This is a genomic window from Bradyrhizobium sp. RD5-C2, from assembly GCF_019972155.1.
Classification (GTDB): domain Bacteria; phylum Pseudomonadota; class Alphaproteobacteria; order Rhizobiales; family Xanthobacteraceae; genus Bradyrhizobium.
In genome coordinates this window covers 85,128-110,000 of record NZ_BOVL01000021.1, presented here as the reverse complement: position 1 = coordinate 110,000, position 24,873 = coordinate 85,128, and the positions used below count along the sequence as shown (strand labels likewise).

The window sequence follows — 24,873 nt, the reverse complement described above, 5'->3', positions numbered from 1 at the left end:
ACCGACATCGAAATTCTCCAGGCAGAAAACGTTGACGCCGAAATGGTCGGGCGCGGCGCGCTTGCGATGAAACGTGTAGACGCCGCAGCGCGAGCAGAAGAAGTGCTTCGCGCGCTTCATGTTCCAGACGTAAGTCGACAGCAGATCCTTGCCGCTCAGAATCCTGAGCTCGCTCTCGTGGACCTTGGTCATGACGGCGTTCTTCCGGAGACAAAGCGAGCAGTCGCATGTCGTCAGCTCGCGGACGTCCGCGTCGATCCGGAATGTCACTGCTCCGCAATGGCTGGATCCCCGATAGCAAGTCATGTCTCTGTCCTCGCGCTGGCCCGCAGCATCTGCGCGCCGAGCAGCGTGGCACAACGATCGAATTGCACGCCGAACAATGTTTCCGCCGGATCGGCTTGCGCGCATCAGGGTCGGGTTTCGGCCGCTGCATCGGTGCACGATTCTTGTTCAATCGCCGCTCAGGCGTGAACGCCGCGATCAACACTCCTTGAACGCATTGTGATCATTCGGCCACGATTGCTCGTCATCGTCTACGACGAAAGTTCATGGGCCGTTCATTTCGATTTCCGTACCAGTTCCACTCAAGAAGCTCGGCAACAAACCTGCCCCAACAAGGAGACTTCCATGCGTGAGATCGTCCGTCCCGTAACTGCTGCGTTGAGCGTCGCATGTCTTGCGATCGCAATGACCGCGGCGTCGAACAGCGGCGCATTTGCGCAGGCCAAGCAGCAGCAGATGGCGCCGGCGGCAAAGCAGCCCGCGCCCGCCGCGCAGGCCGCAGCTCCGGCACAGGACCAGGCGCCCCCGATCAAGCAGATCGCACTCACCGACAAGCAGATCGACGGCGCGATCGCGGCCGCCAAGGAAATGGACCCGATCACTGAAAAACTTTCCCAGGACGCCAAGCCGGATGCGAAGATCGTCGCCCAGCTCGAGGCCATCGCCAAAAAGAATGGCTTTGCCAGCTATGACGACTACAACAGCGTCGTCGACAACATCTCGCTGGTGCTCGGCGGCTTCGATCCGCAGACCAAGAAGTATGTCGGTCCCGAGGCGGTGGTGAAGGCGCAGATCGCCCAGGTCCAGGCCGACAAGAAGATGTCGGCCAAGGACAAGAAGGACGCGCTTGCCGATCTCAACGAAGCCCTGAAGTCGCCGCCGCCCCCGGTCGAGAACAAGGGCAACATCGATGTCGTGACCAAGAGCTACGACAAGCTGATGGAGCAATTCGGCGGCAACGACGACAACTGAGCCGTCGCGGAATCAAAGCCAAATCAGGTCTGATCCGAATCAAAAATGCGCCCCGGAGAATTTCTCCGGGGCTTTTTTTGTGCCTGATCCCGTACCGGCTCAGGTCCGCGTGCGCATCCGCATCATGAAGCTGTCGAACGAAAGCTCGGCGACCTGCATCCAGGCCAGCGATTCGTTGCGATAAGCGGCGAGGCTCGCATACATCTTGCCGAAATGCGGATTGCTCTTGGCGAGATCGGCATAGATCTCGTTGGCCGCATTGTAGCAGGCCTCCAGCACTTCCTGCGGGAACGGCCGCAGCTGCGCGCCGGCCACGATCAGCCGCTTCAGCGCCGGCGGATTCACCGCATCATATTTGCCGGTGACCCAGGTGAAGGTGTCTTCGGAGGCGGCCTGGATCGCGGCCTGATAATGCTTCGGCAGCGCGTTCCACTTGTCCTTGTTCATCACATTGTGGCCCTGGCCGGTGCCTTCCCACCAGCCGGGGTAGTAGTAGAATTTCGCAACCTTGACGAAGCCGAGCTTCTCATCGTCATAGGGCCCGACCCACTCGGCGGCGTCGATGGTGCCTTTCTCCAGTGCCGGATAGATGTCGCCGCCGGCGATCTGCTGCGGCACGCCGCCGACCTTGGCGATGATGGTGCCGGCGAAGCCGCCGACGCGGAATTTCAGCCCCTGCAAATCCGCCATCGACTTGATCTCCTTCCGGAACCAGCCGCCCATCTGGGCGCCGGTCGAGCCGGTTGGAATGCCGACACAGTTGTATTCCGCAAGCAGGTTGTTGATCAGCTCGCTGCCGCCGCCCCATTGCAGCCAGGAAATATGCTGGCGCGTGTTGAGGCCGAACGGCAGCGACGTGCCGAACGTGAAGGCCGGGTTCTTGCCCCAGTAATAATACAGCGCGGTGTTGCCCATCTCGACCGTGCCGTTGGAGACGGCGTCCAGCACCTGCAGGCCGGGCACGATCTCGCCGGCGGCGAAGGACTGGATCTGGAAACGGTTGTCCGTGATTTCGGCGACGCGCTTGCAGAAGAATTCACAGCCGCCATAAAGCGTATCGAGCGCCTTCGGCCAGCTTGCCGCGAGCCGCCACCTGACCTCCGGCATCGATTGCGCGACCGCGGGCGCAGCCACCGCCGTCGCAGCCAGCCCGACGCCGCCTGCCCTCAAGAAATCACGACGCTTCATGCGTATCCCTCCTGTGTGCCGATGCCTCGACAAGGGGAACGATCTTGATGCCGTCTTTCTTCGCCGATCGATCGACGTTGCTGTGGTGCTGTGTCCGGTGGCCCTCGACGGGCTCTTGTGTGTGGAGATCCGAGCCTTCGGTTCCACAGGTCAGGATGATGGTTTGCCGGAGGAAAGCAAGCGCCAGCCTTGGTTGCAACTGCGAAGGGAAATCGGCGCTGCTGGTCTCATCCGATACCTGCCGGCGGTGCTGCGATCTGCTACGACGGCAGGTGAGTTGATGGGAGTTCAAGGACATGGCCAACAATAAGGTTGTGGTTGCCGGCGCGACCGGCCTCGTGGGCAACGCCGCCTTGCGACACTTCGGCGCATCCGGCGATTGCGAGCGCGTCGCGCTGTCACGGCGCAAGCCGCGCGATCTCTACGGTGCGCAGCATGTGCGAATCGACCTCACCAGCGCCGAGGATTGCCGCCGCGCCGCGGCGGAGCTCGCCGGCGCCACGCACCTGATCTATGCCGCACTTTATGAAGCGCCGTGCCTGGTCGATGGCTGGCGCGATGCCGGGCAGATCGCAACCAACGACCGCATGCTGCGCAACCTGATGGGTGTGCTCGAGCCCGTCGCGCCTGATCTCAAGCATGTCGCGCTGCTGCAGGGCACCAAGGCCTACGGCGTGCATGTCCGGCCGCTCACGGTGCCGGCGCGCGAGGGCCGCTCGGAGATGTACGAGCAGCCGAATTTCTATTGGGCGCAGGAGAATTTCCTGCGTGAGCTGCAACGCGGCAAGAGCTGGCACTGGAGCATCCTGCGCCCGGTGCTGATCATCGGCGAAGCCATGGGCGGTGCGATGGATCTGATCCCGCCGCTCGGCGTCTATGCGGCGGTGCTGCGCGAACAAGGCAGGCCGCTCGACTATCCCGGCGGCGCGCCGCGTGTCGCGCAGGCGGTCGACGTCGATCTCCTGGCGCGCGCGATCGCCTGGTCGGGCGATGCGGAGACCGCGCGCAATGAAGCCTTCAACGTCACCAATGGCGACGTCTTCACCTGGGAAAATATCTGGCCCGCGGTATCGGATGCGCTCGAGATGGCGCCGGGCCGGCCTGTGCCGCTGTCGCTGGCGCAGGAGTATCCGAAATGGATCGCGCCGTGGGACGAGCTGCGCAGAAAGCACGATCTGATCGCACCTAGCTTGGAAGAGTTCGTCGGCCTGTCGCTTCAATATGCCGATTACAGCATGCGCTACGGGCAGACTGAATCCGGTCCGCCCTCGATCGTGTCGACGGTGAAGATCAATCAGGCCGGATTCACCGAGATGATGGATACCGAAGCGATGTTCCGCAAATGGTTCAAGCTGGCGAAGGCGAGGCGGTTGTTGCCGTAGTCGTGTGGGTACCGCACCAACCGCTCCCTCGCCCCGCTCTTGCGGGGAGAGGGTTGGGGTGAGGGGTCTCCATCCGGCGAGCACCATGCTGCTTGTCGAGCAGTGTGCCTCGCCCCTCACCCGGATCGCATCGATGCGAACCGACCTCTCCCCGCAAAGAGCGGGGAGAGGTGAAAGAAACTACCGCGAAAACGCCTGCTCCATCGCCTTGCGCGTCTTGATGGTGTCGTTGCGCTCGTCGACCTCGACGTCGCTCCAGCGCACGACAGCGCCATGAGCGATGTCGCTCTTCAGCTTGACCCGATGCGCAAGCCCGATCGGCAGCGCGCCGGCAGCGAGGCTCGCGGAGGCCGGCATCAGCTTGCCCCACACCGTGTAGCCGCCTTCGCCGTCGAGCATCTCGCCGGCGCGCAAATTGCGTTTCGCCACCGCTGCAACGTCGCCGCGGAAGCCGCGCGGCTGCCCGGTCGGCTCGTTGCGCAGCGCTGCCGACAGCACGGAAATGTTCAGCTCGAGCCCGATCAGATGATACGGCTTATACATTGCCGCATAGCGGCCGGACGAGTCGGTCTTGAGGCCGTATTGCTTGAAGCAATCGGCGGCATAATCGTTCGGCGCTTCCAGCACCACATAGACGCCCCAGCGCAGATCGCGAAACACCGGACGGCCGTCGCGCTCCAGCGACGATACCACCTCGACGATGCCGGATCTCTCCAGCACGCCGCCCTTATCGCGCGGCCGCATCACATGCGGCAGGTCGTCGACGCCGCAGGGCGGAAACAGCAAGCCCTCCGACGGCACGTCGAGCGTGCAGGCATTGGCGATCGCCGCCATCTCGATCGCGGATTTGGTGCCGTCGAGGAAGGAGTTGAACATCTGCGGGTTCATGCCGGCGGATTGCGCTTCGCCCGCGGTGAGCCCGTAATGCTGCCACACGCCCTCCGGCGTCACGTCGTGATAGGCGGGCAAATATTTCGTGCCCTTGCCGGCGGCGACGACGCGAAAGCCCGTGGCGCGCGCCCAGTCGACCATCTCCGCGGTCAGCGCCGGCTGGTCGCCATAGGCGAGCGAATAGACCACGCCGGCCTTGCGCGCCTCTTCGGCGAGCAGCGGGCCCGCCAGCACATCGGCCTCGACATTGACCATCACGACATGCTTGCCGGCTGATATCGCCGCGCGGGCATGGCGGATGCCGACCGCGGGATTGCCGGTCGCTTCGACCACCACGTCGAACGCGCCGCCGGCGATCGCGCGGGCGCCGTCATCGGTAAAGGTCGTTGCGCCGATCCGCGCATCGTCCCAGCCGACGGTGCGGCACGCCTCGCGCGCACGATCGCGGTCGAGATCGACGATCACCGGCACCTCGAGCCCCGGCGTGTGCGGCACCTGCGACAGGAACATCGAGCCGAATTTTCCGGCGCCGATCAGGACCACGCGAACCGGCTTGCCGGCGGCAGCGCGGGTTTGGAGGAGGTGATGCAGGTTCATGTGTTGGTTACCAATGGTGCGGTCGCGCAGGGCGCGCGACTATTCAGAATTCGTCATTCCGGGGCGCGACGAAGTCGCGAGCCCGGAATCCATCGTACTACGAATGTGCGGTCAAATGGATTCCGGGCTCTCGCTTCGCGAGCCCCGGAATGACAGCTTGTGAAACTACTCCGCCGCCTGGCGCGGCGCACGTGCGAGCCGCAGCAGTGCGCCGTCGGCAACGGTCTGGATCGGCGCGAAGTCCCGGTGCGCGATGTAGTCGGGTCGCGTCGGGGTGCGGATGTAGTTCGAGACCGCGTTCAGCGTCAGATAGACGATCTTGCGCGGGTAGGGCGTGATATTGCCGCTCGATCCGTGCACCAGATTGCCGTGGAACATCAGCATGCCGCCGGGCTTTCCGGTCGGCGCGACGATGCCGCCCTGCTTCACCAGCCGGGTCACCGTCTCTTCATCCAGCGTCCACAGCGGGTAGGACGTGGTTTCGAGGTCGTGCGAGGCTTTGAGGTCGCCGGCGGTCTGGCTCTGCGGCACCAGCATCAGCGGGCCGTTAATCGGCATCACCTCGTCGAGGAAGATCGCGATGTTCATCGCGCGCGGCTCCGGCATGCCGTCGTCGCGCTTCCAGGTGCCGTAGTCCTGGTGCCACTGCCAGACGTCGCCGGTGAAGGCCGCCTTCGCATTGATCTTGAACTGATGCATGTAAACCTTCTCGCCGAACAGCTGCTCGATGGGGTCGATCATGCGCGGATGCGCGCCGAGGAGGCGGAACGCCTCGTTGTAGAGATGCGCGGCGAATGCCGTGCGCGGCGCGCCGCTCTTCTCGCGCCACACCTCAGGGCGGTTGGCGTCATAGATCGAGACCGCCTCGCGCGCGAGGAAATCGACCTCTTCCTGGCTGAACAACTCGGGCAGGAACAGCCAGCCTTCGCGATGGAAAAATTCGATCTGCTCCGGGGTCAGTTTCATGGTGCTTTCCTCCTGTTGTTATCTTTGTCATTCCGGTGCGCGCAGCGAACCCGGAATCTCGAGGCTCCCCGATGCGCGATTGCGCATCTGCGGTTCGCTGCGCGCGCCGGAACGACGGCGTACCTACGCCGCCACGTCGATCGCCCTCAGCTTCTCTTCGGTCATCCGCCCCGCCGTCTGTGCATGCGCCAGCGCCGCAGCCTCGGCGGCGGCGGCATTGCCGGAGAAAATATGTGCGGCGATGGTCTCGTGCTCGGTCCAGGCGCTATCGCGATAATCGAGCTCGGCGAGCACGGTCGCCATCGAGCGGCGCATATGCGGCCATTGCGGCGTGATCATTTCCTCGATCGCAGTATTGCCGGCCAGCCGATAGATCGAGCTGTGGAAGTCGACGTCGAGTGCGATCAGACGCGCCAGCGGTGCGCTGTCGTCGATCGCGCGTCCGGCTTCGAGCGCGCTTTCGAGTTGCGCGCGCGCCGCGGCATCCTCTTTGACGCGCGTCGCGGCAAGCCGCGCCGCCAGCGCATCGATGGCGCCGCGCACTTCATAGAGCTCGCGGATACGCTGCGGATCGAGCTGCGTCACCTCGAAGCCGCGCTTGCCGCTCTCCGCGACCAGGCCCTGGCGATGCAACAAATGCAGCGCGTGCGAGATCGGCTGGCGTGAGACGCCGAGCCGATCGGCAAGCTCGTTCTGGGTGATGCGCTGGCCTGGCAGCAGCGTGCGGTCGATGATCGCCTCGAGAAGTCGCCCGTAGACCTGGTCGATCAGGTTCGGGAGCGGGTCCAACGGGATCATGCGATCAGTCCAAATTGGAATACGGAATTCCGTGTTCAGAAACGGAAGCTACCGCGGGTTGCAGGAGCGGTCAAGGTGCGCGCGCGCGGAAATTCTAAGCAATTGAAATAAAGAGGGTTTCTGAGAAGGCAGGGCGGGAACGGAAAGAGCCTCGTCGCGTCGGAGAGGTGACACCGCCGCCCCGTGAACCCGGGCGGAGGTTTAATCAAGTGAGGTGAGCACACGGGTCAGGCTCCCTCCCCCCTTGTGGGGGAGGGTTGGGGGAGAGGGGTGGCCCGGGGTGCCGGCGCTAAAGATTGGCGCGGCTGTTTCAACGGATGCCGCTGCGCGCCCCAGCTACTTCGCCTTGCCCAGCTCGATCAGGATCCGCGTCATCAGATAGAGCCGCGGCACGATCGAGTTGGTGTCGATATATTCGTCGCGGGCGTGATAGCCCCAGCCGGCGAGGCCGAAGCTTTCGACCACGGTGGCCTTGCCGCTGCGCGCGGCGTAGCCGGCGTCGGTCGCGCCGCCGGTCATCTCAGCGATATCCAGCGTGCGGTCGAGCTCGGCGTAGATCGCCTGTCCCTGCTTCGCGAGCGCGCGGCCGCGATCATTCGCCACGAAGGGTGGGCGGCCTGCGGCGACCTTCACGGTCACCTCGGTGTCGGGGATCAGTCTGTTATTCACTTTCTCGTCGAGCGCGGCCTGCAGCTTCTGCACGCCGTCCGGAATGGTGAGGCGGATGTCGGCGCCGGCGCTGGCGTGATCGGGGATCTGGTTGCGCACGGTGCCGGCCTTCGCGGTGGTCCAGTTCAGTTGCGTGCCCGGGATGGATTTCGCGACGTCCTGGGTCTGCAGCAACTGATGCGCAAGCTCGAGCAGCGCGTTGCGACCGAGCTGCGGCGCGGCGCCGGCATGCGAGGCCTTGCCCTTCACATCCAGCGTGCCGGTCGCGGTGCCGCTGGCGCCGAGCAGCAGGCTTTCGTTCTTGGCCACCGGCGGCGCAACCGTCGGCTCGCAGGACAGCACCACATCGTGCTGGTCGGCGAGCTCGGCGATGATCTCACCGGAGCCGATCGAGCCGACCTCCTCATCCGGATTGAACGACACCGTGAGCTTTGCGTAGTCGCGCCAGCCGGTATCTTGCAGGATTTTCAGCGAATGCAGGATGACGGCGATGCCGCCCTTGTCGTCGGCAATGCCGGGCCCGTAAATCCTGTTGCCGTCGACCTTGTAGGGCTGGGTGTCGAGGATGCCGTGCTCATAGACCGTGTCCATATGCGCGATCAGCATCAGCTTCCTGCTGCCGGTACCCTCAAAGGTGCCGATCACCATGTCGGCGCCGGCGCCCTTCGTGGTCTTGCGCCGCTCGGTCTTGGCGCCGAGCGCCTTCAGCCGCGCTTCGGTGTAGTCGGCCATCTTCTTCAGGCCTTCGACGTCGCTCGAGCCTGACTCGATCAGCACCATGTCGTGCAGGCTTTCGATCACCGCCGGCTGGGCCTGCTCGGCGGCGGCGCGCAGCTTTTCATCCGCGGCGGCAAGGGCGGGGGACGAGGCGAGGGCGAGCGAAAGCAGGCCGGCCGACGCGAGCAATTTGATGGATCGTTTCATGATTGTCCTCCCTGTATGGCGCAGGGAGGACACTAACATTGCAAACCACCTGTCTCCAGCCGCGTCAGGCCTGGTCGAACACCTCGACATCGAAGGTCTCGATCTGCGCGGGCTCGGCGGTCGCGTCGATCGCAGCGATCCTGTCGCCTGATATCGTGACCCGCAGCACGACACGCAGCGTGCCACTAAGGATGACGGCAACGCCGATCTCACCATCGACCAGCGCCGATTTCGCGGCCTGCGCGCGTCCCTTGAAGCTTTCGGCCACTGCAACTGCGCCACGGATCACCGGCAGCGAGCCGAGCCGCTGCGCAGCCTGATCGGCGCGCACCACGACGTCGGGCGCCAGCACGGCAAGCAGCCCTTCGAAATCGCCGTTGCGGGACGCCGCGAGGAAAGCTTCGACGATGCCGCGTTGCCGGCTGAGGTCGGCATCCGGCGCGGGCGGCGCGCCCTGCACGCGGCGTCTGGCACGGCTCGCAAGTTGCCGCGCGGCGGCCGGCGTGCGTCCGACGATCGGCGCGATCTCCTCGAACGGCACCGCGAACATGTCGTGCAGCACGAAAGCCAGCCGCTCGGCCGGCGCCAGCGTCTCCAGCACCACGAGCAGCGCCGCGCCGACCGAGTCAGCCATCTCGGTCTCGCGTTCGGACGGATTGTCCGCGATCGGCTCCGGCACATGCGGCCCGATCGGCTCCTCGCGGCGCGATTTGCGCGAGCGCAGCATGTCGAGGCAAATCCGCGCGACCACGGTGGTCAGCCAACCCCCGAGGTTGTCGACGGCAGCAGTGTCGGTGCGGCCGAGCCGCAGCCAGGCCTCCTGCACGGCATCGTCGACCTCGGCGGTCGAGCCCAGCATGCGGTAGGCCACCGCGCGCAGGCGCGGCCGGTTGGCCTCGAACTGTTCGGCCACAAACTTTTTCTCGTCCATCGGTCACATTCCCTTTGTCCGCTCCGTCATGGCCTTGACGAACGAAAGTGGGCCGATGTGACAACAGATCGGCACGGCTTCGTCAAAAGGCAAATCAGGAGAGTGACATGATGAAAGCCCGCATGAACCACCCGGTGATGGTTGTTCCCGATGCCATGAAGGCGCTGCAGGCGCTCAGCGAGAGCACCAAACCGGCTTTGCCGGAAAAGCTACTCGAACTGGTGCATCTGCGCGCCAGCCAGATCAATGGCTGCAGCGTCTGCGTCGATATGCATCCGAAGCTCGCCCGCCGGGCCGGCGAGACCGACGAGCGGCTGTTCGCGGTCGGCGCCTGGCGCGACACGCCGTATTTCACCGAAGCCGAGCGCGCCGCGCTGGCGCTGACGGAAGCGGTGACCCGGCTCAGCGACCGCGAGGATCCGGTGACGGACGCGGTGTGGGACGAGGCGGCGAAGCATTTCAACGAGCAGCAGCTCGCGTCGCTGGTGCTCGGCATCGCTGCCATCAATGTCTGGAACCGGCTGAATGTCGCCGTGCGCCAGCCGGTCGGTGTCTGGAAGGTGTGATAGTCGAGGCGCGCTGCTCATGCCGCTTGCTCACTGCACCTCTCCCCTTGTGGGAGAGGGGAAGTTCAATCAATCTATTGAAACTGCACGAGAAAATTGAAGAGTGTCTCTTTAGTGTCCGTCCCGGAGTTCATCTCGCACAGTCAATCTGAGCCGGTAAAGCGCAGGAACCCTTCCCTTTCCGCTAACGCCGCGGTGGCACAGTGGGTTCGTCCGGGACCACACTAAAGAATTTATCCGCGAGGCGCGCTTTAAAGGTCGCAACATCGCTGTGCAGCGAGTTCACCTTCGCACGCAAGGCGACAACATCTTCGCTGCACAATGGGCCGACGATCACCTCTCTCAGACAAACATCGCTTCCGAATTTCTCGAAAAAGAGTTCGCGGTCTATCCCCGTCGCCAATTTCACTGTCTCATGCTCTGCACTTGCGAACTCGACAATAATGCGTCGTTCCCGCTCATACGCCCAACTGGCATACTTCGTTCCAAGAAATTGATCGACGAGATCGGATGCGACAACCGAAGGAAAAACAGCACGCTGAGACTGATATCGGACGGGCAATAGATGCTGCTCCGAAATGTCAAACCCGAGCGCGATCCCCTGATGTCTGTCGCCATAATGGCTCCAAAGGGTCGGATCGAGCCAATCTTCGCTGAAACAAACTATCCCAAACCGCTTGGCGACATCATCGATATAATCCTTGAGCCGCAACCGTTGTGCGGGATCACGCGAGAAGAAAACCGACAGCTCAAATGGATCGTTGGCGTCAGCGAAAGTGGCGACCTTCAGGCGGCCCTTTTCGATATTCGCGATCGCATACCGTGCCTCGCAGAGATGATAGACGCGAACGAAGCCGTCGGGTGGTGGCGGCGCTGCCGACGCGCTGGCACAAGTGCTCGGATAACCTCGGTCAACCCACTCTGATCGGTACATTGGTTTTTCCCGTGCCTCGTTGGCTTCGCTAGGGTCCTATCCTGTTAAACCTTCAATGCGGGCAGTGCTTGCCAGAGCGACGAACTTAATCGATTTCCGTCAGCGCAAACTCCGTTTGCAAAAGAACTGTCACCAATTCTGGCGTACTGAAGCCGTTGTTGACAAGAATGTCGGTGATGTCTCCTCCGCTGAAGAAGATGATTGGATGGCGGTCTTCGCGAACCTCTTCATAAGCCTGGCGCGCGACCATTGAGGTAGTCACCAGAACTCCGAACTGCCGATGGCGAATTCGAGAGATCAACCGCGAGACCTCTCGAACTCCAACAGTATTCGGGGAGGTCTCGTCGAACCCCGGCTGGTAACATTTAGCTTCGAGTGAGAATTCCGCGTACACCGGATCGCCGGAAAGGCCAAGGAGATAGCGACCAATGGCGTCGCGACCACCGTCGACGCTGCCTCGCGTGATGGTGTCGATGATCACTCGCGGATCGTGCATCTGAAAGATACGTGCGGCGAACGCCTCGAATGCAATCGGCGCTTGCTCGAAATGTTCGAAGACGACGCGCAAAATGTCAGTCTTAATCGCAGTATCGGGCCGCTGCTCTTCGATGCTCCTGATGATCGTGGTGTTCTCCGAAGCCAGAGCTTTTGCTCGGCCAGATCGCACCCAATCTTGCCAAGCGGCGGGTGCTGAAATGGCAGCACTTGCACCAAGTCCGGTAGCTAGTTCATACAGCCATGAGCGCGTGATTACAGGAGCGTCCAAAACTGTAAAAATCGAACGATAGTTCTGAAAGCGTTGTCCTTCGGTCGTCTTCCAAACTGCGACTAGGTCGGCGGTTGACGGCAAGCCAGGAAAGCCGGGAACCGCCAACCCTTTGAACTGCACAGACCGGCTACTTGCAGGAGTTGGGTACCTTTTGAAAATGAAGAACGGCGGCACCTTTGTCCGCATTGGCGGCGACGCGTGCAAAAATTCGAATGCACGCCGCAAGAGTTCGTTACCACCACGCGTCGTCTCGTGCAGTTGGTGTCCGGGCGTTTTATTGTCACCAAAGTAGATGAATTGGCCGGTGCTCAAGTCCAACGTATCAGGCCAATCTTTGTCTTCTCCGCTTGTGTAGAGGACAACGTACTTCTTTTCCGGACCCCGCCCAGCGGCGCGAAATCCGCCCTGGTTTCCGACCCCCTCAAGAATTTTAGAGATTGGATCGTCGGCTGCGTTTCCCTGCCTACCGCCCTCATAGATGGCATCGATGACCAGGTCCGATGACGACAAGATGTTTGAAGGAATGATGCGCACGAGAATTCCGTCCCCCTGAGACGCGATCTTGCTCAATAGCCCTAGAATTTGCAGCCAACGCGGTCAATCGGGGACACTATCCAGTAGCCATGCACACCCACGAATAGGAGTGGTTCGCTGCGGGACCTATCCCCAACGGATTGATAATTTGCATCGGCACAAATGCCGCGCTTTCATGCAGGCATATGGGCACCAAATCACGAGAAACCATCTATGGTGGCGTGGTCCGAGCGTCAGCGGAACGGGCCGCAGAGGTACGCAAGGTAGCGGACCGCCTCGCTTGCGAAGCCTGGAACAAGCGGATGCTGGCCTTTCAGGGTCCGGCCCAACCGTCGCCCGCGCTCGGCGATGCCCTGAATGCTGGGTATTGCTACCTCGAGGTCATGTGCCTCGGGTGTGAGACGCATCAGACGGTCGCGCTCGACATCGTCCGCCGACCGAAAACGACGTCGATCCATGAGTTGGAGCGTTACATGCGTTGCAAGGGCTGCTCGGAGGTCCGGGGTTATCCGTTCAAGCGCAGCCGTTTGGTGGCGCTGCGGCCCACGAAGATTTCTGCTGGTGACCCGCGGTCAATATGGTGGCCGGGAGAGAGATAACTCTAGACCCATTAGGAGGCGACAATGAAGAATTTGGACGTTCAGGACCTCTTGGAGTACTCGCGCGCCGCAGTGGCAGTCTTACGCACCCTCCAAATCAAAGACGTAACTATGAGCTATTCGGACTTTGCTAGAGCCATCGGCCTGATCGAAAGCCCAGAGGAGAAATGGCAGCCATGGCATCGGCAACAAACCGAAGCGATATTGAAAGCAACCGCTGCTATTGAGCAGAAAGCAGGCAAAAAACCAATGAAGCTTGAGTACAAACGGATCATCAACAAGATCACTGGGCGGTCAGGTGGTGGCGTTTCCAAGCAGAGCGCCATCGTTACAACCTGATGTGCAATCTCTACTCCATCACGACAAACCAAGCCGCGATCGTGAACCTGTTCCGCGTGGTCAACCGCTACGTCGGCAACCTACAGCCGATGCCCGGCGTCTTTCCCGACTACCCCGCGCCGGTAATCCGCAACACCGATGACGAGCGCGAGATGGTCCTGATGCGATGGGGCATGCCGCCCCCGCCGCGCACAGGCGGCCCGCCCGTCACCAACATCCGTAATACGTCATCGCCACATTGGCGCGGCTGGCTCAAACCGGAGAACCGTTGCCTCGTCCCGTTCAATAGCTTCGCCGAATACGCACCGGAGCAAAATCCGGAGACCAAGAAGAAAGATGTGGTCTGGTTCGCGCTTGATGATGACCGACCGCTCATGGCGTTCGCTGGTATCTGGACCGAGTTCAAAGGAGATCGCGGGACCAAGTCCAAGCCGATCCCCGGTCCACACCTGGTCTACGGCTTCCTGACGACCGCCCCGAACGCGATTGTCGAGCCGATCCATCCGAAAGCGATGCCGGTGATCTTGACGACCCGTGAAGAGCGCGATGTCTGGATGCATGCACCATGGAATGAGGCGAAAGCGCTGCAACGGCCTTTGCATGATGATGTGCTCAAGATCGTGATGCGCGGGGTCGATAAAGAAGACAAGCCTGCACATCCCGACATCGCAGGTTGATGTCGGGATGCGAGGTGACGCTACTTGTGCGTGCCGTATTGGTTTCCGGTGTTCGGGTTCGAGTAGGTACCACCTCGGTGAGACGATCCCGCTCCACCGACATATGAGCCACCATGGCTAGATGTGTGATGGCCTCCTCCATAGGAAACCCTGCCACCGCCATGACCACCACCGCCCCTTGCTTCAGCGAAAGTCGTCGAGCAAAGCAATGCTATCGCAAGTATCAATATCGTCCTCAAAGCAATCCTCCCTCAAGAGGCCATCGTGGCGACGGCCACTTATGATCAAGCAGTCGATGCAACTACAGGACGCGGCTCGTTCGCGTACACACAACTAAGGTCTAGTGGGATGAATTGACGCGTTTGATTGATATCGCGCCCAGGTTGCGCTTTTATCCTCCGCTCTGGGGGAATAATGCGATGCGTAAGTTTTGCGTCGTGGTGCTTTGCGCCACGTTAGGCGGCTGTGTAACGAACAGCGAAACAGTTCAGTTCAAAACATCTAATCCGCAACAGCAGGCCCTCATGCGGGATGGGCAGCCAGCACTTGTCTCTCGGCAGAAGAACTCGCTAGTTCTAGTGCGTCCCGCGTCCCGTCAATTCCAGGCCAACGGCCGACCTGTCTTCGTCGTAGGCATCAACAATCTCGGCAAGGCCCCCGTAGATTTCCGGGTATCCCAAGTTGAAGCGGTCCAGCACGTCGGGGGAACTGACCATTCGATGCAGATTGTGACCTATGAAATGCTCGTGCAGGAAGAAAAGAACCGCCAGGTCGCAAGGGCGATCTTCACGGGTCTAGCGGCAGCAGGCAACGCTTACAGCGCTTCGCAGGCAGGTTACGGAAACTACACAACCCCAAGCGGGCGCACCGGCACGTTCTACAGCCCGACAGCCGCCGCGATTGCCCAAGGTAATGCTGCCGCTCAGAACGATGCGATGATCGCCGCAACTGTGGAGACAGGACAGCGCAATATGGCAGTCCTGGAACAATCGGTGATCAAAGACAACACGCTCATGTCGGGCGAGTGGTACGGTGGTCAACTGCATCTCGCACCACCGACCGATCAGGGTGGAGGAGCGAAGACGTACACGATTGTCATTACGGTTGGGACTGACCGGCACGTGATCGATATTGCTCAGGGACCGGCGGGAGTTTAGCGGGTTGAATAAGGAACCATGCGGGCCGTAGTTGTCTTTTTTCTCTTGGGCGTTACGGCCTTCGGAGCCTATTCGATTGGTCGTCAGAGTGCGCCAGCCACCAACGCGCCATCAGCATCATTTGCTGCGCCGCCCGCGAAGTCACCTGCGTTCACTAACGCGCCCATCATTGTGGCGCCGCCGACCCCAACACCGCCTTCGACTAACACGGCTGCTGCCCCGCCCGTCTCCCCGGTAAATGCACCCGACAAACCTCCGCCGCAGGCATCCAAGCGACAAGTCGAGGCAGTGCTTACCGCGGCCGCCATAGCTGCGCTCATCATCAAAGCTAGTCGAGAGCAATATCATGCGACGGGTAGACCATGCGCGTGTCCAGATGACGCAATGCGGAACGGAAGAGCCTGCGGTGCCCGTAGCGCCTATTCTCGGCCAGGCGGGGCGGCTCCGCTGTGCTACCCTGGCGACGTGAGCGCAGCAATGATCGATGATTATCGGAGGCAACTCACGAGGTAAATTCTTTTTGGCCCGATTGGTAGGACGATGCCTTGTACTCGCAAGAGAGCAGTGTGGTTGAAGCAGGACGCCGCAAGTGGAATATGGTCCGCATAAGGGGGGCAGTATCTAATGAATTTCAGGGGCGAATGGGCTGTCGCGGCTTTACTGTTGTGCATTATCATCTCGACAAGGCCAGTCCACGCTCAGCTAGAACCCGACAAAAAGGTCGCTTCCTTCGGCAAGTGGAGCATTTCGACCGCCCGATTTGGGATGGGGTGCGTAGCGACCTTGGGATACGGTGACAGCAACTACCTGTCGATTAGCGGAGAACGCATCGACGACCTAACGCTATTGATAACGGTTTCCTCGAAGTGGTTTTCGACCAAACTCGATGGATCGGAGGAGCGGACGCCATCAATCGAAATTGCTCTCGCCAGCCAACGCTGGGGCAACGTGCATCCGTACGGGTACAGAGGAACGCCGGGGGTAGTCTTGAAAGTAGATCAAGCCTTCCTCGGAAATTTTGTGGCTTCGGAAAAGATCAAGATAACAGAGCTTGGACGTGAAAAGTTGGCGATTGACTTGGATAATCCCGGCCAGGTGATCGACGGCCTGAGAACATGCTTCAAATCAGGCGGCGCATCTCCTACCGCATCGTCCTCATCACCGATCACTCCATCAATCAAGGCTCTAGAAGGTAAATGGTACTCGGATAGCCAGAGCGTTTGCAAAGGGAGAGCAGGCGAAACTGAAGGTTTACTGACGTTTCAAGAAACGCGCTTCATTGGCTATGAAAATGACTGCAAAATCGTGAACGCGAAAGTAACTGGCCGACTTATCGCTCTGCAAATGGTTTGTAGTGCTGAGGGTATGCAGACGCGAACCTCCGAAGTCATTGAGTTTTTAGGAGACAGAAAGATACGACGCGCTGTACGAGACAACGGAAAAACCTACTCTTTCGTACACAGCCGTTGTCCATAGTTCCCGTTTCTTCGCATCGTCGACCATGGAGCGAAACTGGCGGCTAATCGATCCATGGTCCAAAATCTCGCCCCCGTATTCCTACGGACGGCCCGCAAGTCGGCGCTCTCCTTGACGCACGCGCATAGGTTGCGAGACAATGGCGTCTTTCGGCTCGACTTATTGGGCCTGCAAGGCAGGACCATCGTCTTGCGGCCATTCAGTTAAGGAATGAGGACGCCTCGCTATGGTCGGAACAATATGGAGCCGCGAAAACAAGCCGGGCATTCGATTTGATAGACCTTCTTCGTGGCTTCTGCTCCCTGGCGTTATATTTCAGTGGTTTTTGTACACGTTTCCAGGCGGTGGGTTTGGCAGAGTTGTCCGAGATACGCGCATCGCACGTAGTCCCCTCATGACTTACGTCATCAGCATCATTTTTTACTTGTCGATGATCGGAGTATTGCTCTCCTTGTTAAAGAGGTGAGCAAATGGCGCGAAGGAAGCAAGAGAGCGCCGGAGGATTGATCTTTGGCGTTTTGCTTTTTGCGATTTATGGGTTAGTCGCAGCGTTACCTTATGTCGTGACAGCCGCCTTCTACGGGGCTCCTCTTGTCCTTCTCTTCTTGTTTGGCAAGGCGCGAACCGGTCCGTTTCCCGAACTAGAGAACGTTGCTGACGAGAAGGCCGGAGACATTGTCAACAATCTGCTCTTAGAACGAACCAGATGGACGGACAGAATAGATGAGATTCAGGCGCACGGAAAACAGGAAGGCGTGCGATGGATAATGCGCGAGGATCGATTTGAACTTCGCTCGAAGCGAGGGCAGGAGTTAAATTCAGAACTCGAAAGTGCCCGCGCGGCGCTCGACGACGTTGAGGCACAAATTTCGTATGCCGAAGAACCTCAACAAGCCAGGCTTCTGGCCTTACAAGAGGGGCTGCTGGCTTGGTATCGCGCAAGGGCATTCCTTATCGCAGGTGCGATCAGCATCGTCGCGTTCATCGGCGCGAGCTTGTATCTCGAAATAGAGGTTTTCGCTGGTACGGCAAGCGTGAACTTGCCAATTTGGAACCTAGCTCCTTCATTGTTTAGGCCAAGCTTTGCCATTGCCTCTATAGCAATCTGGATCGCCGCTCCCATCTCGCTTGCGTTCTCCCTGCACCTTTCAAGGGCAGCGGCCGATCGTCAGTTCGACATTCAGTGCGACGGATGGGTGAAGCGACAGTCGGCAGATGCAAGCGGGGATGAGGAAGCCGAGCAGGCGGAGAACGAGACGCAAGAAACTCCGAATAGCCCCTACAAAGTGCTCGGAGTGTCGGACGACGCATCTGAAGCTGAAGTAAAGACTGTTTATCGGAACGCAATAAAGAAGTGCCATCCCGATACGGTTGCTGACCGAAGTCCTGGCATCAAGGCTGCGGCTGAGCTTGAAACTCAACGTCTGAACTTGGCCTACGAGCAGATAAGATCAGCGCGTGGCTTTTAGATTACGCGTGGCGAGCGCTAATCCCGTCGCCGAAATGTCACCACCCGCTGCATTCTATGCGGCTCGGCATCGTATCCAGCGGTCGTCCAAGCTCGACTATGACTGTGCGTTGTTTTCGTCGGGTCTTCGTTGGACCACCAAGCATCATATTCGTATGCTGATTTCGGCAACGAGCGGCCAAGCAGCACCTCAATTTCGGCGAAAGACATCTTGATCGATGCCAGTTGCGAGGCCGCAAGCATGTCTCGGAGCGAATCGTAAATCGACATGGCGTCCTCAGCCCTCATCTCCGGTAGCTTGAAACAGCGCAGTGGTGCGAAACGCACTAGACTATAGTCGTTTGTGCGGCTCGTTGCTATGATTGCGCAATAATGGCCGGTTGGGGGGCGCTTTGCGCAATATCTTCGATCAATATTCGCAGCCAGAAAATCGCATTACGCATGCTCTTATAACTGCACTTAAAGAGGACCGAAATCTACTCGGCTTGTTTTTGCGTGAGCTTGTTGGAGTAAATCCACCATGCCGCGCGAGTGAGCTGAAAGTACTTGAACAGCAGTATCCCGATGAGGAAGAACCGAACGAAGAAGAATTGGAGCGACGCGGCATCCCAGACGCGTGGATATTTTGCGACGCGTGGTGCGTCCTTCTTGAAAGCAAAGTGATCACAAAGTTTAGCGTTAGTCAGATTGAGCGCCACCGGTGTACCGCATCGTACAAGGGTTTCGCTGCGATAACCGCCGTCGCCATCACGCCAAGGGCGCAGACCACACCGCCCGACATCGTCCATCTCGAATGGCAGAATGTTTATGCTTGGCTACGTCGGCATGCTTCGACCAGCCGATGGGCCTCAGCGGCGGCCGAATACCTCGAGATTGCAGAAGCAAAGCTGATTGTGAGCCAACAATTCAAGGAGGGGACCTTGACAAAGTTTGCGGGCTTCCCATTCGGGCGCGACGAGCCCTTCTCTTACCTACAAGGAAAGCGTGTGCTTGAGCTGGCAATGGACAGTCTTAGGCAACGGAGCGATTTGCGCAAGCAGCTCAAAATGGACCCGAAGGCATCCGGTCGCCCTGCCATCACAGGAAGCCAAGGCGATGCGGTGTGGGACTTTCTCTCACTCGCGCCGCCCGACGACGTTAAGCACTTCACGAACTATCCGCATCTCACATTGGGTGTGTTGGCGCGGGAGGTAGAAGCAACAATGACAATCCCAAACGCTGTCAATGGCACTATGCGGCGCAATCTCGTCGCGCTTGGCCAGGATAAATTCAAGCAACATATCGGCGAGGTGGTAAAGAACTTAGGCCCCCTGTTGCGGAAACATCCGCGTGCCATACCTTCGTTTCGCGGAGTACAGCGTCGTTATCCGTCTCAGCGCTCGGAGCCCTTTGTTGATGCAAGGATTGACTTTGATCTGCGGACGGCAGTCGCTCGAAAGCGCTCCGCAAAGCTGCAACCACTATGGATAGCCGCCGCCTATGAGGCGTTTGTACATAAACAGGGTTCAAACTATCAGATGCAGATAGGTGTACGGTTTCGCTACGATCGCTGCGAGCTGCGAACTGCCAAAGCACTCGACGCAGTCGCCGGCGCGTGGCTTGCCTGCAAGCCAATCGTTGATTTGGCGCGCTAGAGGCAGCCAGCCAAGATGTCCGCAAGCGAGCGAATTTATGATCTTCTTTCACAGGTCAACTCGGATGGCCGAAATTTTCCTGCAACCATATTTTATAACGAGGGGTGGCTGTTGCGGCTGGTGCTCGACTGGTTCTTTCGGCAGAAAGCGATTGGGCATAAGCTCAGCTTTGCTCCGAACGCTAATTGGTTTTCGGAGGCACTTCTCGGATCGCAGTTTCTTTCGCGCGGCCGTTGGGATGCACTGGCGGAGGGCTTCACCCATGCTGACGGTGTTATCGGCCACTTTTCTATAGGGCGCGGAGCGCTGGCAAATGTGTCTCTGGCAGAAGCCGCGTCGCAATTCATCGTGGCCGAAGCTAAGCTGTTTAGCCCCCTTTCATCCGGCGTCACGAACGCACGCTACTTCAATCAAGCGGCTCGAAACGTTGCGTGCATTGCTTACGCTCTGCACCAAGCAGAGCTTGAGCCTTCACGATTTTCATCGTTGGCCTTCTACGTGCTCGCACCGCGTGAGCAGATCGAAGACAAGCAGTTGTTTGCGGAATTTACTTCCAAGCCATCTATTAGGGAGAAAGTGTCGTTGCGGGTGACCGCATATCAGGGCTCGCCACAGGCTGAGAAGCACCTTCGGTGGCAACGGGAGTGGTTTGAGCCGACGCTAGAGCGGGCCGAAATAGCATGCTTGGCTTGGGAAGACGTGATCGAATTCATCCGTGCAGAGGACGACCCGTTCGGATCGGATTTGTCTAAATTCTACAAAGATTGCTGCAAGTTCAACCGAGTGCAGGAGCCGGATTTGCGCGCATCGACATAGCGCCAGACAAATGGCCCCGACGCTTCCGCGCTGAGGCCATCTGCGATCATCGGCCACGGTTACATCCGCTGCGCCATCCGATCAAAATCGTCACCGATTACGGTACCTGACCATGGCTGGATGCGGCAATGGCCCCATCGGGGTACTTACACTCAGCCCGAAACCGGCTCGCTGCCAATTCGCACTTGTGCCAGTCGGCCCGACGCCGATGCTCAACCGCCAGCGCCTTGCGGGCTTCAACGCCCCGAATGGTCTGATCGATTTCCGCACCATCCAACGTTCGCTTGATGCGCAAAACGACAGACAACGCCATCACGACATCACCGTACGGCATAAGCAAATCACGTGCAGCCAAATCACAGTAGGTGATGAAAGCGTCAATTGCCTCGTCGCTGGTACAAATCAACGATGCTAGTTCTCGCGCCTGCCGAAGATCGTCTGTGGGTACGGCAGGCTCACGGTCAAGCAACATGCGTTCCGCAGCCCGACCAGCCATGAACTCGATGCACTGATTGTGGACGCTGCCGAAAACATCGGCCACGGGTCGGCGGTCCTCGCCCGCATGCGGCATGATCGCGCCGAGAACGTCCCGAACATCGGAGGCATCGCCACAACCCTCCGCGAACGCCTCCGTATGACCTAGGCCCCAGCACAGCCCTTCGGAGCCGCGATCTTGGTCCGGGTTCACGGTCACTCCGCCGACTTCATGGCCCAGCCGACGGGCGCAGACCGCGTGTCCAGCTTCATGGATAGCGATCCGCTCGTCTTCATCGAATGTGCGGCCGAGCGTTGCGAGCAAGCGATCGTAATCATCGCCTTCCACATCGAGACCGCCGCCAAGATCGGCCACCAATCCGATCTCGACAACGGCCTCCGTCTTGGCGAGAAAGGTCGCTGGTCCCTCCTCAGCCGAAACTTGCTCAGACATGACCAAGAACCTTCTTGTGCCGCGCGAGCATGCGCGTACGGATATCCGCGATAGCGCCATTGCTCGGGTGCGGCATAGCACGGGCAATCATCTGGGCCACGGCGGCCGGGATGTGGGTTTCGTCGTCAGGATCGACGACCCACCCATCGATGCGTGTGGCGATTTGATCCGGTCTCCAACCGGGCGGCGCTGAGTTCATGCTCGGGGCATCTCAATTTCAATCGAACGCGCTTCAGCGCTCCGATCGATGACGGTTAAGCCCACCGCCCGCAGCACCGGATCGGGTTCGATCTGCGGTGCGATGGCGGGCTCCGAGGGCTCGATGACCGGGCTGGGCACCGGCTCTCCCGGAATTGCCTGCCGACCCGCGCGGATCGCATCGGGCATCGCTCCCAACTCCGAAAGTGCGAAGTTGGCGGCCACCTCGACCTGAGCCATCGTGTTCTGAACAAAGTTGGTGATCTGCCCACTTTCGAAGTGCCACGCGCTGATCTCGGACAGGGCATCGGCAAGCATCCGCGCGTGCTCAAGGCAGACCGGCAAGGCCGCCTCAATGGCATCGACCTGGCTGGTCAACTTGTCCGCCGCCGCAGCGCGCTCGATGCGCTCGCGTTCAGCAGCGAATTGACGCTCGGCTTCTGCCTTCTGTTGCGCCAGCACGGCGATCGCATCGTCGATGCCCGCCAAGTCAGAGCTTGCCGTTGCGGCAGCCGCCTGCACTTTGTCGAGTGCGCGTTGATCGTCGAGATCGGCCGACAGCAATGTGTGCTGGCGGGCCTTGATCGCCTTGTCTGCTGCCGCTTGCGCCGCGATACGCTTGGTGGCGAGCCGTTCGCCGCGCTTGGTGAGCGAGGCGATGGTGGTTTCAAGTTCGTGCATCGGGGGTTTTCGGAATGGGTTCTTCATGCGGCCAGTTTACGCCGCAACCGCGTATTTGCGTAGGTCGGGAGTGTGGTGCGCTCCACGTTTGAGATTGATTGTCGTGGTGCGGACCACGTCTCAGGTGGTCTCAGCAAGGAAGTGTCCGCGTTCCCTAGAAAGCTGACATCGGGCACACACAGCGGCTTCGTCTCTTACGGGCCAAGAAGAGCTGGCTAAGGCGCGGCAACGCAACGGGCTGCGTACCAATCGTTTTTCGCGAGCGTTTGCATGAAATCATCGGTGATCGAAGTCGAACAATTGCCTTTCAGAGTTCGGCTAGAGCCGAGAACCCTTCCCGTGAAGGTTACGTTCAGAGTCTTTTGCGGAGCTAAGAGTTTCAGAAAATCAATATCCGTTACAAAGTCGGCCCCCTGCTGGCAGGTGACTGTCGTACTGACTTGAGGAACACAGTCCCTTACGCGTGGGGAGAACGTTACCATGTGGCTTACGGCCCCGCCGCCGTCCACGACGAAAGGATGCGCAGCTTCTTTTACCTCTAGGGTAAATTCGGTGTCTCGACGAGTTACAGTGCCAAATGAGAGCCAGTATTCCTCGATAGTCCTCTCGCCCAATTTGATCGTAGCGGATACATCTTGAAGGACGGCATTGTGCCCAGCTTCCCCACTATTGGTAAAGCTGAGCTGTCCAGCAATTCGAGTAGCGGTCACCCCGTTTGGGTATCTGTCGAAGAATACGTAAAGGGTGTCTGGCGGGTATATGATCGGGTTCGAACCCTTTGCGAACTGCCACAATTGATACGAGAGGGTGGAGAGTGAGATAACGAAAGCCGTGGCGGCGAGTAGGTCCGTACGCCTAACGATAATCAGCCCTAAAATTGTAAACCATTTTTCCGGAGGAGAATTGTCGACCGGATGTTTTTTGCTCATTGGGTCACCGATCCATCGGCGGCGCATTGGGCGCGTGGTTGAAGAAACCTCCACTTACGCTGTTGGGGAATACCGTCTTGCACGCTTGGTAGTCGGGCGACAGCTGAAGCTCGGGTACAAGTTCGGCGCGAGGAAGAAGTCTTGCACATTGCGACGGTGTAGGTGTGTGTCGGCTTGCCCCCGCCTGTGACATAGGCCCGGCCTGCGGTGTGGATGGCACCTCCGCGGACGGAGCATTGATAGGCGGCTGCGTGAGAGCGGAGGACGGAGGGGGTACAGCACGAGCACCGGCGTCGTGTGCATCTACCTGAGCGAGGGCTGGCGCAGCCAACTCCACAGCCATGATCTCCGTCACTGTCAGAATTACAAGGAAGAGCCGGACCATCTTGATCTCCACGCACACGCAGATTTCAAACCCGAGATCATACTACTCGCTCAAATAGAAATAGCCAGTATCTGCACCTAACTTTCAATCCCCCGGGGAGACCCCGAGCGGCTTCAAGGTACCTCGATCGCGCCTCTCGTTGTTTTGGATCAACAACAGTCGAAGCCCTTTGGTAAGCGAAGTCGGGCTTTCTCCTTAATAGCCGTTCTCTTAAGTTAGGTTGGCCCAGGCTTCGCACCCGGGCATAACTCCTGCGGAGCCGACCAGATCGGCCAGAAATCCCGATGCCGGTTCTGGGCCTTGACCCGGGCAGGTAGCCCACCTTGATGCTTCTCGACGTAGTTGAGCAGCCGGGTCGTGCCGATCAGCCAGGTTGTTGCCTGCTTCCATCCGAGCGGTTCGCCCCTGCGAGCGGCATCCTCATTCCAGCGGTAGATAGTCTGGTCGGAGACTTCGCAGATGACCGCCACCTGCTGGGCAGTCAGCAAGCCGCCGTTGGTAACCTCATCAATCACGTCGCCGGTCGGTGGCTTCCATCCCAGGTCCGCAAGCCACTGCAACAGCTGCTCGATCATCCGATTGCGGTCGAGCATTAGATCACCTCGCTTTCAAGACTAGCTGCGATAGGTACGTCGTGGTCATCGTTGCATTTCCGATCGAGAGGAACGATCGGCCTACTCAGTTCCTCCAACGCCTCATAGCACTCACTACGCACGATCTCCTCGACCTCGGTACGAGACCGCATCTCGCAAACAGCGCCGACCTTGCCCGGGATGCCCAGGACACGCTCGCGGAACGTCGCGAAGATGACCTCCGCTTGCCGCTGGACCAGCGACAATCGAACGTACTCGCCGCGCAGGATGGCGTTCTTCATGCGCATTGCCGTCGCCTGCTCGCGAGCGAGCGCGGCGCGGGCCTCGGACAACGCGAGCTTGGACGCATGATCGCCGTGACCGGCCTTGGCCGCCTGACCATCCTTGATGAGCGCGCGCGCGACTTCTTGAATGTCGTATCGGCCGCGAGGTTTCTTGGCGACCACGCCGCGATTGAGAGCGCGATGGAAGGTCTGCCTGCTGACGCCGCACCAGGCACAGACCTGTGAGATCATGGGCATGAAATGTAACACCCCTTATAAATTCCTGGCCCTAGCCATACCGAGCGCGCGAGCGCGACCCGCATT

The 24,873-nt window shown here is 59.8% G+C and carries 28 protein-coding genes (1 of these 28 cut by a window edge); 12 read left to right on the top strand and 16 right to left on the bottom strand.

The window, feature by feature from the left end; all coding sequences use genetic code 11:
* A protein-coding gene (locus BraRD5C2_RS27800) for a GFA family protein (RefSeq protein ID WP_223974169.1) crosses the window boundary here: on the bottom strand, positions 1 to 306 show its 5' portion. 93 nt of this gene lie to the left of the window's left edge; 306 of the gene's 399 nt are visible here — the first part of the coding sequence; the start codon lies at positions 304 to 306; the stop codon falls past the left edge of the window.
* Positions 307 to 630: 324 nt separating this feature from the next.
* Between BraRD5C2_RS27800 and BraRD5C2_RS27795 the strand changes: the two genes are divergently transcribed.
* Positions 631 to 1,257 carry a hypothetical protein gene (locus tag BraRD5C2_RS27795; RefSeq protein ID WP_223974168.1) on the top strand — a complete coding sequence of 209 codons (627 nt, stop codon included), beginning with the start codon at positions 631 to 633 and terminating at the stop codon, positions 1,255 to 1,257.
* A 99-nt stretch (positions 1,258 to 1,356) separates the two neighbouring features.
* Here the strand turns inward: BraRD5C2_RS27795 and BraRD5C2_RS27790 are convergent, their stop codons facing one another.
* Positions 1,357 to 2,445, bottom strand: a complete 1,089-nt coding sequence (locus BraRD5C2_RS27790; protein ID WP_207833352.1) for a TRAP transporter substrate-binding protein — start codon at positions 2,443 to 2,445, stop codon at positions 1,357 to 1,359.
* Between BraRD5C2_RS27790 and BraRD5C2_RS27785 the strand changes: the two genes are divergently transcribed.
* Together BraRD5C2_RS27785 and BraRD5C2_RS27780 are read left to right on the top strand one after the other, a co-directional pair.
* Positions 2,444 to 2,755, top strand: a complete 312-nt coding sequence (locus BraRD5C2_RS27785; protein ID WP_223974167.1) for a hypothetical protein — start codon at positions 2,444 to 2,446, stop codon at positions 2,753 to 2,755. The two genes, BraRD5C2_RS27790 and BraRD5C2_RS27785, sit on opposite strands and share 2 nt — an antisense overlap.
* Positions 2,742 to 3,827 carry an NAD-dependent epimerase/dehydratase family protein gene (locus BraRD5C2_RS27780; protein WP_223974166.1) on the top strand — a complete coding sequence of 362 codons (1,086 nt, stop codon included), beginning with the start codon at positions 2,742 to 2,744 and terminating at the stop codon, positions 3,825 to 3,827. Before BraRD5C2_RS27785 ends, BraRD5C2_RS27780 begins: the two co-directional genes overlap by 14 nt.
* A gap of 180 nt (positions 3,828 to 4,007) precedes the next feature.
* Here BraRD5C2_RS27780 and BraRD5C2_RS27775 read toward each other — a convergent pair whose 3' ends face one another.
* The 5 genes from BraRD5C2_RS27775 to BraRD5C2_RS27755 form a co-directional block, all read right to left on the bottom strand.
* Positions 4,008 to 5,315: an NAD(P)H-dependent oxidoreductase gene (locus tag BraRD5C2_RS27775; RefSeq protein WP_223974165.1), complete on the bottom strand. Its 1,308-nt coding sequence runs from the start codon at positions 5,313 to 5,315 to the stop codon at positions 4,008 to 4,010.
* Between the two features lie 165 nt (positions 5,316 to 5,480).
* Positions 5,481 to 6,281, bottom strand: coding sequence for a phytanoyl-CoA dioxygenase family protein (locus BraRD5C2_RS27770; protein WP_223974163.1), 801 nt, complete (start codon positions 6,279 to 6,281; stop codon positions 5,481 to 5,483).
* A 123-nt stretch (positions 6,282 to 6,404) separates the two neighbouring features.
* Positions 6,405 to 7,079 carry a GntR family transcriptional regulator gene (locus BraRD5C2_RS27765; protein WP_223974162.1) on the bottom strand — a complete coding sequence of 225 codons (675 nt, stop codon included), beginning with the start codon at positions 7,077 to 7,079 and terminating at the stop codon, positions 6,405 to 6,407.
* Positions 7,080 to 7,415: 336 nt separating this feature from the next.
* Positions 7,416 to 8,672, bottom strand: a complete 1,257-nt coding sequence (locus tag BraRD5C2_RS27760) for a M20/M25/M40 family metallo-hydrolase (protein ID WP_223974160.1) — start codon at positions 8,670 to 8,672, stop codon at positions 7,416 to 7,418.
* A 64-nt stretch (positions 8,673 to 8,736) separates the two neighbouring features.
* The gene (locus BraRD5C2_RS27755) at positions 8,737 to 9,603 is read right to left on the bottom strand and encodes a sigma-70 family RNA polymerase sigma factor (protein ID WP_223974158.1); all 867 of its coding nucleotides are present in this window, start codon (positions 9,601 to 9,603) and stop codon (positions 8,737 to 8,739) included.
* Between the two features lie 110 nt (positions 9,604 to 9,713).
* Here BraRD5C2_RS27755 and BraRD5C2_RS27750 point away from each other — a divergent pair, with 110 nt between their 5' ends.
* On the top strand, positions 9,714 to 10,169 hold the full coding sequence (locus BraRD5C2_RS27750) for a carboxymuconolactone decarboxylase family protein (RefSeq protein WP_097677257.1): 456 nt from the start codon (positions 9,714 to 9,716) through the stop codon (positions 10,167 to 10,169).
* Positions 10,170 to 10,353: 184 nt separating this feature from the next.
* On the opposite strand, the gene BraRD5C2_RS27745 is transcribed toward BraRD5C2_RS27750, so the two are convergent.
* The gene (locus BraRD5C2_RS27745; protein ID WP_223974156.1) at positions 10,354 to 11,103 is read right to left on the bottom strand and encodes a DUF2971 domain-containing protein; all 750 of its coding nucleotides are present in this window, start codon (positions 11,101 to 11,103) and stop codon (positions 10,354 to 10,356) included.
* An 85-nt stretch (positions 11,104 to 11,188) separates the two neighbouring features.
* Positions 11,189 to 12,406 (bottom strand): restriction endonuclease, encoded by a 1,218-nt coding sequence (locus BraRD5C2_RS27740; protein ID WP_223974154.1) that lies wholly within the window; start codon positions 12,404 to 12,406, stop codon positions 11,189 to 11,191.
* A gap of 185 nt (positions 12,407 to 12,591) precedes the next feature.
* Here BraRD5C2_RS27740 and BraRD5C2_RS27735 point away from each other — a divergent pair, with 185 nt between their 5' ends.
* The 6 genes from BraRD5C2_RS27735 to BraRD5C2_RS27710 all read left to right on the top strand — a co-directional run bounded on the left by BraRD5C2_RS27735 (position 12,592) and on the right by BraRD5C2_RS27710 (position 18,123).
* Positions 12,592 to 13,005: a hypothetical protein gene (locus BraRD5C2_RS27735; RefSeq protein WP_223974152.1), complete on the top strand. Its 414-nt coding sequence runs from the start codon at positions 12,592 to 12,594 to the stop codon at positions 13,003 to 13,005.
* A 24-nt stretch (positions 13,006 to 13,029) separates the two neighbouring features.
* Positions 13,030 to 13,344 (top strand): hypothetical protein, encoded by a 315-nt coding sequence (locus BraRD5C2_RS27730; protein WP_223974150.1) that lies wholly within the window; start codon positions 13,030 to 13,032, stop codon positions 13,342 to 13,344.
* A complete protein-coding gene (locus tag BraRD5C2_RS27725; RefSeq protein ID WP_223974148.1) occupies positions 13,344 to 14,021 on the top strand; it encodes an SOS response-associated peptidase in 678 nt (225 codons plus the stop codon). The genes BraRD5C2_RS27730 and BraRD5C2_RS27725 overlap by 1 nt, the downstream gene beginning before the upstream one ends.
* Before the next feature lie 419 nt (positions 14,022 to 14,440).
* Positions 14,441 to 15,178 (top strand): hypothetical protein, encoded by a 738-nt coding sequence (locus tag BraRD5C2_RS27720; protein WP_223974147.1) that lies wholly within the window; start codon positions 14,441 to 14,443, stop codon positions 15,176 to 15,178.
* 624 nt (positions 15,179 to 15,802) lie between these two features.
* Positions 15,803 to 16,654, top strand: coding sequence for a hypothetical protein (locus BraRD5C2_RS27715; RefSeq protein ID WP_223974145.1), 852 nt, complete (start codon positions 15,803 to 15,805; stop codon positions 16,652 to 16,654).
* Between the two features lie 470 nt (positions 16,655 to 17,124).
* Positions 17,125 to 18,123 carry a J domain-containing protein gene (locus BraRD5C2_RS27710; RefSeq protein ID WP_223974144.1) on the top strand — a complete coding sequence of 333 codons (999 nt, stop codon included), beginning with the start codon at positions 17,125 to 17,127 and terminating at the stop codon, positions 18,121 to 18,123.
* 17 nt (positions 18,124 to 18,140) lie between these two features.
* Here BraRD5C2_RS27710 and BraRD5C2_RS27705 read toward each other — a convergent pair whose 3' ends face one another.
* Positions 18,141 to 18,392, bottom strand: a complete 252-nt coding sequence (locus BraRD5C2_RS27705; protein ID WP_223974142.1) for a DUF7662 domain-containing protein — start codon at positions 18,390 to 18,392, stop codon at positions 18,141 to 18,143.
* A 122-nt stretch (positions 18,393 to 18,514) separates the two neighbouring features.
* Here BraRD5C2_RS27705 and BraRD5C2_RS27700 point away from each other — a divergent pair, with 122 nt between their 5' ends.
* A complete protein-coding gene (locus BraRD5C2_RS27700; RefSeq protein WP_223974140.1) occupies positions 18,515 to 19,756 on the top strand; it encodes a hypothetical protein in 1,242 nt (413 codons plus the stop codon).
* Between the two features lie 15 nt (positions 19,757 to 19,771).
* Positions 19,772 to 20,572, top strand: a complete 801-nt coding sequence (locus BraRD5C2_RS27695; protein WP_223974138.1) for a hypothetical protein — start codon at positions 19,772 to 19,774, stop codon at positions 20,570 to 20,572.
* Positions 20,573 to 20,669: 97 nt separating this feature from the next.
* Here the strand turns inward: BraRD5C2_RS27695 and BraRD5C2_RS27690 are convergent, their stop codons facing one another.
* The 6 genes from BraRD5C2_RS27690 to BraRD5C2_RS27665 all read right to left on the bottom strand — a co-directional run bounded on the left by BraRD5C2_RS27690 (position 20,670) and on the right by BraRD5C2_RS27665 (position 24,819).
* Positions 20,670 to 21,500, bottom strand: coding sequence for an ATP-dependent metallopeptidase FtsH/Yme1/Tma family protein (locus BraRD5C2_RS27690; protein WP_223974136.1), 831 nt, complete (start codon positions 21,498 to 21,500; stop codon positions 20,670 to 20,672).
* Positions 21,493 to 21,699 (bottom strand): hypothetical protein, encoded by a 207-nt coding sequence (locus BraRD5C2_RS27685; RefSeq protein ID WP_223974134.1) that lies wholly within the window; start codon positions 21,697 to 21,699, stop codon positions 21,493 to 21,495. The genes BraRD5C2_RS27690 and BraRD5C2_RS27685 overlap by 8 nt, the downstream gene beginning before the upstream one ends.
* Entirely contained in the window at positions 21,696 to 22,379 is a 684-nt protein-coding gene (locus BraRD5C2_RS27680) for a hypothetical protein (RefSeq protein WP_223974132.1), read from the bottom strand. The genes BraRD5C2_RS27685 and BraRD5C2_RS27680 overlap by 4 nt, the downstream gene beginning before the upstream one ends.
* Before the next feature lie 215 nt (positions 22,380 to 22,594).
* On the bottom strand, positions 22,595 to 23,308 hold the full coding sequence (locus BraRD5C2_RS27675) for a hypothetical protein (RefSeq protein WP_223974130.1): 714 nt from the start codon (positions 23,306 to 23,308) through the stop codon (positions 22,595 to 22,597).
* 600 nt (positions 23,309 to 23,908) lie between these two features.
* Complete coding sequence (locus tag BraRD5C2_RS27670) at positions 23,909 to 24,286, bottom strand: helix-turn-helix domain-containing protein (protein WP_223974128.1); 378 nt, start codon at positions 24,284 to 24,286, stop codon at positions 23,909 to 23,911.
* Positions 24,286 to 24,819, bottom strand: coding sequence for a hypothetical protein (locus BraRD5C2_RS27665; RefSeq protein ID WP_223974126.1), 534 nt, complete (start codon positions 24,817 to 24,819; stop codon positions 24,286 to 24,288). Before BraRD5C2_RS27665 ends, BraRD5C2_RS27670 begins: the two co-directional genes overlap by 1 nt.
* Positions 24,820 to 24,873 lie beyond the last annotated feature (54 nt).